Raw genomic sequence first — 7917 nt, forward strand, 5'->3', positions numbered from 1 at the left:
TTGAAGGCAATGCAAGCAGTCCCGATGGAGCATGGACGCCAGGTCGATCTCCTGTCGTGCGCGGATGAACCAATCCACCTGCCGGGCTCGATCCAGCCCCATGGCGCCCTGCTCTTCTTCCATTCGGATGGACGGCTCGAAGGCTGGAGCGCCAACGCGGCGGCCCTGCTGGGCTTCGACCCTGCCCTGGGCGCGTTCTACGATGACTTGCCCTTGCCCGATGCCGCACAGGAACTGATCGCGCTGTGCATGACGCCGCGCGACGAGGCCGATACATCGCCCGCCGTGACCTCCCTGACGATCAACGACGCGGATGTCGATTGCGTGGTGCATTGCGCGAACGGCCGCATCGTGGCCGAGTTCGAGCTGCGCGAGACCCCGGCCGAGGAAGTGGTGCTGTTCGCCGTCAAGGCGCACGGCTCGATCGACCGCCTGCGCCGCCAGAAGACCATCGATGGCCTGCTCGACGCGGCCGTGCGCCAGGTGCGCGACTTCACCGGCTTCGACCGCGTGATGGCCTATCGTTTCCGCCCAGACGACAGCGGCGACGTGGTCGCCGAAGCGCGCCGCGAGGACCTGACGCCCTACTTGCACCAGCGTTATCCGGCCACGGACATCCCGGCCCAGGCGCGCCGCCTGTACATGCTCAACACCCTGCGCATGATCGCGGACGTCGACTACAACGCCGTGCCGCTGCTGGGCGAACCGGGGGCCGCGCCGCTGGACATGAGCTTCGCGGTGCTGCGCAGCGTGTCGCCGGTGCACGTCGAATACCTGAAGAACATGGGCGTGGGCGCCTCGATGAGCGTGTCCATCGTTATCAATGGCCGCCTGTGGGGCCTGATCGCCTGCCACCACATGTCGCGCAAGCTCGTACCCTACGCCATCCGGATGGCGGCCGACGTGCTGGCCCAGGTGATCGCCTCGACCATCCACAGCATCGAAGCCAGGCAGGACGCCGACCTGGTCGAACAGGCGGCCGTCATGCGCTCCAGCCTGGTCGAGTCGCTGCTGCTGGACGAAGATCCGCTCGACACGCTGGCGCGCCACGCGCAGGCGCTGGTCACGTCCTCGCATGCCCAGGCCATGATCGCCGCCGTCGACGGCCGCATCCTCAGCCATGGCGAACTGCCGCCTGGCCTCGCGGAGGCGGTGATCGCCTCGCTGCCGGCCGAACCGCAGGACATCGTGGTGCGCGAAGGCCTGGCCGACTGGCCCGAAGAACTGCGCGAGCGCCTGGGCAAGTGGGTCGGCATGCTGGCCCTGCCCTACGACCCGGCCGCCAACGGCTGGTGCGTGCTGCTGCGCGTCGAGGAAATCGAACAGGTGGCATGGGGCGGCCGCCCCGAGAAGACGGTGCAGGTCGGCCCGCTGGGTGCGCGCCTGACGCCGCGCGGCTCCTTTGACGCCTGGTACGAGACTGTGCGCGGCAAGGCCCATCCCTGGGAAGCGACAGTGCTGTCCAATGCCCGCCTGACCCTGGCGGAACTGATGCGCGCCGCGAACTCGCGCCGCGCCCAGCACGAGGCCACGCGCGCCCAGCTGCTCGCGATGCTGGGCCACGACTTGCGCGACCCGCTCCATTCGATCAACATGGCCGGCATGGTGCTGGAGCGCGGGAACAACCAGCAGGGCCTGGGCAAGCGCATCCAGTCCTCGACCAACCGCATGCAGCGCATGATCGGCCAGGTGCTGGACATGAGCCGACTCGACCGCGGCATGGACCTCGGCGTGGCGCTCGACGCGCTCGAGCTGTCGGACCTGGTGAAGGACCTGATCGACGAGGCGCGGCTGGCCTATCCCACCATCGTCTTCGACCTGGTGTGCGACGAGCGCGCCACGGTCAAGGCGGACAAGGGACGCCTGGGCCAGGTGCTGTCCAACCTCCTGAGCAATGCACGCCACCATGGCGAGCCTGGGCAGCCGATCCGCGTCTGCCTCACCCGGCAGGAGGGGATGGCGGTGCTGGAGGTGTCGAACCGCGGGACGCCGATTCCGGAGGACGTCGCGGCCAACCTGTTCAATCCCTTCAAGCGCGGCTCGCTGAACAACCCGCGCAACCGCACCGGCCTTGGGCTCGGTCTCTACATCGCCCAGCAAATCGTGCGCGAGCACCAGGGCGAGATCGCCTATCGTTTCGAGAACGGGCACGTGGTCTTCACGGTGCGGCTCCCGCTGGCGTCCTAGACGGCTTACCAGAATGCCAAGTGGCGTGGTAGTCTAGCAAGGTCACTGGCTACCCGCACCTGCATGACCCTCATCAAGTTCATCGAAATCATGGCGATCCTGGTCGGCGCCTTCTCGGGCTTCATCGAAGCGCGGCGCAAGCGCATGGACCTGGTCGGGGTATTCACGGTCGCCTTCATCACCGCATTCGGCGGCGGCACCCTGCGCGACATCCTGCTCGACAAGCGGCCGCTGTTCTGGGTGACGCACCAGGAGTACGCGATCTTGATCTTCGTGCTGGCGCTGGTGGCCTCGCCCCTGATCCGCACGCTGCGCCAGATCGTGTCGGAGCGCCTGATCGTGATCGCCGACGCGGTGGGACTGGGATTGTTCTCGATCGCGGGCGTATCGGCGGCGCTCGATGCCGGCATGCCGATCTTCATCGCCTCGATGATGGGGGTGATTACGGGGATCTTCGGCGGCGTGCTGCGCGATATCGTCTGCAACGAAGTGCCGATGGTGTTCCGGGACGGGAAGCCCTATGCGATTTGCGCCTTCCTGGGGAACTGGCTGTTCCTCCTGATGCGCAAGTACGATGCGCCGCACGACTTCGCCCTGTGGTCGAGCGCCCTGTTCATCAGCAGCCTGCGCTTGCTGAGCTGGCGCTTCGACATGCGGATGGGCCGCTAAGCCGTCGTCCCGGCGGAGGCCGGGACCCAGGTTCCACCGTCGATCAGACCGCGTCCGCGCCCGTCTCGCCCGTACGAATACGGATCACCTGCTCCACGTTCTGTACAAAGATCTTGCCATCGCCGATCTTCCCCGTGCGCGCAGCCTTGATGATCGCATCCACCACCTGATCCGCCATCGAATCGTCCACCACGACTTCTATCTTCACCTTCGGCAGGAAGTCCACCACATACTCCGCGCCGCGATACAGCTCGGTATGGCCCTTCTGGCGGCCGAAGCCCTTCACTTCGGTCACGGTCAGGCCGGTCACGTTCACCTCGGCCAGCGCCTCGCGCACTTCGTCGAGCTTGAACGGCTTGATCACGCAGGTAATTTGTTTCATCTCTATCGTCCTTTTTATTTTAGGTTAGTCAGGAATATTCGCCAGGTCGTCCAGCCACACGGTGGCCTCGGAATCGGACGGCGCGCGCCAGTCGCCGCGCGGCGACAGCGAGCCGCCATTGCCGACCTTCGGGCCGTTCGGCACGCAGGAACGCTTGAACTGGCTGGTCTTGAAGAAGCGGTACAGGAAGATCGACAGGTTGCGCTTGATGGCCGCGAGTTCGTACTCGTTGCGCACGCCATCCGGATCCGGCCACTTGCCCTGCTCGCGCTTGTGCCACGCGCAGTAGGAGAGGAAAGCGACCTTGCTCGGCTTGAAGCCGAAGCGCAGCGTGTAATAGAGGTTGAAGTCCTGCAGCTCGTAGGGGCCGATCACATCCTGCGTGCTCTGGGCCGGCTTGCTATCGCTTGCCCCGCCCGGGACCAGCTCGGGGCTGATCTCGGTATTCAGGATATTCAGCAGCACGTCCTTGCCGCCATCGACCACGGCGCCGGTCTCGGCCACCCAGCGCACCAGGTAGGAGATCAGGGTCTTGGGCACGCTCGCGTTGACGTTGTAGTGCGACATGTGGTCGCCCACGCCATAGGTGCACCAGCCCAGCGCCAGCTCCGACAGGTCGCCGGTGCCGATCACGATCGCGTTATGGAAGTTCGCCAGGCGGAACAGGTGGTTGGTGCGCTCGCCCGCCTGCACGTTCTCGAAGGTGATGTCGTACTTCGCCTCGCCCTCGGCATACGGGTGACCGAGGTCCTTCAGCATCTGGATGCAGCTCGGACGGATGTCGATCTCCTGGGCGCTGCAGCCCACCGCCTGCATCAGGTCGCGCGCCTGCTTGAGCGTGCGCTCGCTGGTGGCGAAGCCCGGCATGGTATAGGCCAGGATATTCGTGCGCGGCAGGCCCAGGCGGTCCATGGTCTTGGCGCAGACTAGCAGCGCGTGGGTCGAATCCAGGCCGCCGGAGACGCCGATCACGACCTTCTTGATGCCGCTCGAGGACAGGCGCTGGATCAGGGCCTGGACCTGGATGTTGTAGACCTCGGTGCAGCGCTCGTCGCGGCGCGCCTGGTCGGCCGGCACGTAGGGGAAGCGCTCCACGTTGCGGTTCAGGGGCAGCACGCCCTGCAGCGGCAGGTCGAGATGGAAGGGAATCACGCGGAAAGCCGAGACGTCGGCCGCATGGCGGCGCACCGACTGCGCGAAGGTGGTCGCGTGCATGCGCTCGTTCGACAGGCGCTCCAGGTCGACGTCGGCGAAGATGACATGCGACTCGTCGCTGAAGCGTTCCGACTCGGCCAGCAGATCGCCCTTTTCGTAGATCAGCGACTGGCCGTCCCAGGCCATGTCGGTGGTCGATTCGCCCCGTCCGGCCGAGGTGTACAGGTAGGCCGCCAGGCAGCGCGCCGACTGCTGGGATACCAGCTGGTGGCGGTAGCCGCTCTTGCCCACCACGACGTTGGAGGCCGACAGGTTGACCAGCACCGTGGCGCCGGCCATGGCCGCGAAGGACGACGGCGGCACCGGCACCCAGACGTCTTCGCAGATCTCGACGTGGAAACGCAGCAGCGGCAGGTTCTCGACCTCGAACAGCTGGTTGGGGCCGAAGGGCACGATCTCGCCGAACAGCTCGATCTGGTCCACGGCGGCGCAATCCGCCGGCGTGAACTGCCGGGATTCGTAAAACTCGCCATAATTAGGCAGGAAGCTCTTTGGCACCACGCCCAGCACCCGGCCATTGGCCACCACGGCGGCGCAATTGAAGAGCATGTGGTTGACCCGCAGCGGCAGGCCGACGACCAGCGCCAGCGGCATCGAGCGCGAGGCTTCGACGATATTGGCCAGGCCGTCCAGGCAGGCGTCGAGCAGCGCTCGCTGGTGGAACAGGTCGTCGCAGCTGTAGGCGGACAGGCCCAGTTCCGGGAAGGCCACCAGCGCGGCGCCCTGCTCCGCGGCCTGACGCGCAAGAAGGATGGTCTGCTCGACGTTGTACGCGGGGTCGGCGATCCGGCAGCGCGGGATGGCTACCGCGACGCGGGCGAAGTGGTGCGAGTAGAGGTTGAAGAATGGGCTGTTCATGGTAAGGCCGTTCTCTTCTTCTTTGGTGGAAGACATTTTAGGAAGCAATTTTGAATTATCGCACGCATATCGTTTCTTCTCTGTCCGACGTCGGCCAAGCGGAATGGGACGCCCTGGTACGAGTACAGGAGCAGCCCAACCCCTTCCTATCCTACGCCTTCCTTCACGCCCTGCACGAGTCGGGCAGCGCCGCGCCGGAGACGGGCTGGCAGCCGCAATACATCGTGCTGTACGAAGGTGAAACCCTGGCCGCCGCCCTGCCCCTGTACGTCAAGGGCCACTCCTACGGCGAGTACGTGTTCGACTGGGCCTGGGCCGACGCCTACCAGCGCCATGGGCTCGACTATTATCCGAAGCTGCTGTCGGCCATCCCCTTCACGCCGGTGAGCGGCCCGCGCCTGCTGGCGCGCGACGCGAAGGCGCGCACGGCCCTGGTCGAGGTGCTCAAGGCCACCCAGTCGGCCAGCGAGGTGTCGTCCACGCATATCCTGTTTCCACCCGGGGAAGAGGCGCGCCAGCTGGAAGACGCCGGCTTCATGCTGCGCAGCGGGGTGCAGTTCCACTGGCTGAACCAGGGCTACGCCAGCTTCGAGGACTTCCTGGCCACGCTCGAACACAAGAAGCGCAAGAACATCCGCGCCGAACGGCGCAAGGTGCGCGAAGCGGGCGTCACGCTGCGCCGCGTGCGCGGGCGCGATGCGCAAGACGCGGACTGGGTGCTGTTCAACCGCTGCTACCGCAACACCTACAAGGCGCACTATTCGACGCCCTACCTGAACCTGGACTTCTTCCGGCGCATCGGCGCGGCCATGCCGGACAACATCCTGCTCGTGATCGCGGAGCGCGAGGGCCAACCGGTGGCGGCCTCGCTCGTCATCCACGACGAGACCACCCTGTACGGGCGCTACTGGGGCGAGCTGGAACACGTGCCTTGCCTGCACTTCGAGGCGTCCTACTACCAGCCGCTGGAATTCTGCATCGAGCAGAAGATCGCCGTGTTCGAAGGCGGCGCCCAGGGCGAGCACAAAATGGCGCGCGGCTTCCTCCCTACCAAGACCTGGTCGGCGCACTGGCTGGCCCATCCCTCCTTCGCCGACGCGGTCCAGCGCTTCCTGGAACGTGAAAGCGGCGGCATCGACGAGTACATGGACGAGCTGAACGAGCGCACGCCCTTCCGTTGACCATGCGTGGGGACGATAAAAAAGCCGGGCCCGTACGATGACGGGCCCGGCTTGTCGCTTGGCTGCTCGGCGGGATTACTTCCAGCCGCCGGCGTTCGCGCTATAGACTTCTTTCCACGGCTGGGAAACCTGCTCCTGCTTGAGCATGATCTGCTTGGCGCGGGCGCGCGCGGCCGCCATCAGCGTTGCTTTGACTGCATGGATAAACTTGTTCACGTTCGGCTCCTTGGACAACGATACTACCGTTATATAGGCGTCGACGATGAATTTCCAATTCCAAGTGGCAATACCAGATATTCTTTTGATGAATGTTAGTCCGCATGGCGATTCAGCCAGGAGCGTACGCCATCCAGCGAACGGAACTCCGACACCGAGCGGCAGGCGATGTGCGGGTGGCGCGCCTGCAACATGCGCGACAGGGCCGCGCCCGGCCCCAGCTCCAGCGCCACGGTCGCGCCGAATTCCGAACACGCATCCATGCAGTCTTTCCAGCGAATCGGCTCGGCGAGCTGGCGCGCCAGGTGCGATGCCGCCACCTGTGGCTGTTCGATCAACTCGGCGCTGATCCCCGAGACCACCGGCATGGCCGGCATGCGCCACTTCTGCCCGGCCAGCAGCACCTGGAAGGGCGCGACGGCGTCCCGCATGAAAGGCGTGTGCGACGCGATCTCGACCGAGAGCATGGTGGCGTGCGCCCCCGAAGCCAGGGCCCGGATCGCGAGCGCGTCGCTGCGGTCAGCGGGGCCTCCCGCGACGAAACTGTCCTCGCCCGTGACGATGGCGACGTGGAAGCCGAAAGGCTGGAGCATGTCCTCGGCGTGGCTGACGGTGAGCCCGGAGAGCGCGACCATCGTCTGGGCCGGGCCGCCCGCGCGGCAGGCGTCCATCAGCCGGGCGCGCTCGCCTGCCAGCAGGACGGCGTCGCGCGGATCGAGCGCTCCGGCGACGCCAAGGGCGGCCAGCTCCCCGATGCTGTAGCCCGCCACCAGGGACGGCGGCGGGACGGTGTCCCCGAGCGCCGTCCAGGTGGCGAGCGTCGCCGCCACGATGGCCGGCTGGGCGACGCGGTTCGTGAACAGCGTGGCATCCTCGTCCAGCCCGGCGTCGGCCAGCCAGCCGTCCAGCAAGGCACTCGCGCGCGGATCGCTGCGCGCCATGTCATACATGGCGGGCGATTGAAAACCCTGGCCGGGGCACAGGAGGACGAGCCGCGCAGCCATCTCAGACCTCTCCTCCGCAGGCGCCATGCACCAGGCAGGCCGCCGCCAGCAGGTCGGCCGCGCCGCCCGGCGACAGGCGCGCCGCGACGAAGGCACGGTGGCTGGCCAGCGCGGTCGCCTGCCAGCCGATGGCCGCCGTGGCGCCGCGGGGGCCCGCGGGGGGGGGGGGGGGGGGGGGGGGGGGGGGGGCCGGCGGGGCGCCCCC

Annotated in this window: 8 protein-coding genes; 3 read left to right on the forward strand and 5 right to left on the reverse strand. The window is 66.7% G+C overall.

What is annotated here, in order from left to right:
* The first annotated feature begins 9 nt into the window (after nucleotides 1-9).
* Nucleotides 10-2187 (forward strand): ATP-binding protein, encoded by a 2178-nt coding sequence (locus tag KBW95_RS22545; protein ID WP_229429953.1) that lies wholly within the window; start codon nucleotides 10-12, stop codon nucleotides 2185-2187.
* A gap of 63 nt (nucleotides 2188-2250) precedes the next feature.
* Complete coding sequence (locus tag KBW95_RS22550) at nucleotides 2251-2856, forward strand: trimeric intracellular cation channel family protein (protein WP_211526336.1); 606 nt, start codon at nucleotides 2251-2253, stop codon at nucleotides 2854-2856.
* 43 nt (nucleotides 2857-2899) lie between these two features.
* Here the strand turns inward: KBW95_RS22550 and KBW95_RS22555 are convergent, their stop codons facing one another.
* Nucleotides 2900-3238: a P-II family nitrogen regulator gene (locus KBW95_RS22555; RefSeq protein ID WP_211526337.1), complete on the reverse strand. Its 339-nt coding sequence runs from the start codon at nucleotides 3236-3238 to the stop codon at nucleotides 2900-2902.
* A gap of 24 nt (nucleotides 3239-3262) precedes the next feature.
* The gene (locus tag KBW95_RS22560; protein WP_211526338.1) at nucleotides 3263-5311 is read right to left on the reverse strand and encodes an NAD(+) synthase; all 2049 of its coding nucleotides are present in this window, start codon (nucleotides 5309-5311) and stop codon (nucleotides 3263-3265) included.
* Nucleotides 5312-5361: 50 nt separating this feature from the next.
* Here KBW95_RS22560 and KBW95_RS22565 point away from each other — a divergent pair, with 50 nt between their 5' ends.
* Nucleotides 5362-6492, forward strand: coding sequence for a GNAT family N-acetyltransferase (locus tag KBW95_RS22565; protein ID WP_211526339.1), 1131 nt, complete (start codon nucleotides 5362-5364; stop codon nucleotides 6490-6492).
* A gap of 75 nt (nucleotides 6493-6567) precedes the next feature.
* Here the strand turns inward: KBW95_RS22565 and KBW95_RS22570 are convergent, their stop codons facing one another.
* The 3 genes from KBW95_RS22570 to KBW95_RS22580 form a co-directional block, all read right to left on the reverse strand.
* On the reverse strand, nucleotides 6568-6708 hold the full coding sequence (locus KBW95_RS22570) for a hypothetical protein (protein ID WP_211526340.1): 141 nt from the start codon (nucleotides 6706-6708) through the stop codon (nucleotides 6568-6570).
* Nucleotides 6709-6803: 95 nt separating this feature from the next.
* Nucleotides 6804-7658, reverse strand: coding sequence for an ACP S-malonyltransferase (locus KBW95_RS22575; RefSeq protein WP_229429954.1), 855 nt, complete (start codon nucleotides 7656-7658; stop codon nucleotides 6804-6806).
* Nucleotides 7659-7713: 55 nt separating this feature from the next.
* Nucleotides 7714-7917: triphosphoribosyl-dephospho-CoA synthase (locus tag KBW95_RS22580; protein ID WP_211529393.1), on the reverse strand; the 204-nt coding region annotated here is incomplete at its 5' end.

The organism is Massilia sp. ZL223 (assembly GCF_018119395.1).
GTDB lineage: Bacteria > Pseudomonadota > Gammaproteobacteria > Burkholderiales > Burkholderiaceae_D > Telluria.

Excerpts from the sequence above, each read along its gene's own strand:
- KBW95_RS22545 (WP_229429953.1), top strand. The coding sequence starts at position 10 with ATGCAAGCAGTCCCGATGGAGCATGGACGCCAGGTCGATCTCCTGTCG.
- KBW95_RS22550 (WP_211526336.1), top strand. The coding sequence starts at position 2,251 with ATGACCCTCATCAAGTTCATCGAAATCATGGCGATCCTGGTCGGCGCC.
- KBW95_RS22555 (WP_211526337.1), bottom strand. The coding sequence starts at position 3,238 with ATGAAACAAATTACCTGCGTGATCAAGCCGTTCAAGCTCGACGAAGTG.
- KBW95_RS22560 (WP_211526338.1), bottom strand. The coding sequence starts at position 5,311 with ATGAACAGCCCATTCTTCAACCTCTACTCGCACCACTTCGCCCGCGTC.
- KBW95_RS22575 (WP_229429954.1), bottom strand. The coding sequence starts at position 7,658 with ATGTATGACATGGCGCGCAGCGATCCGCGCGCGAGTGCCTTGCTGGAC.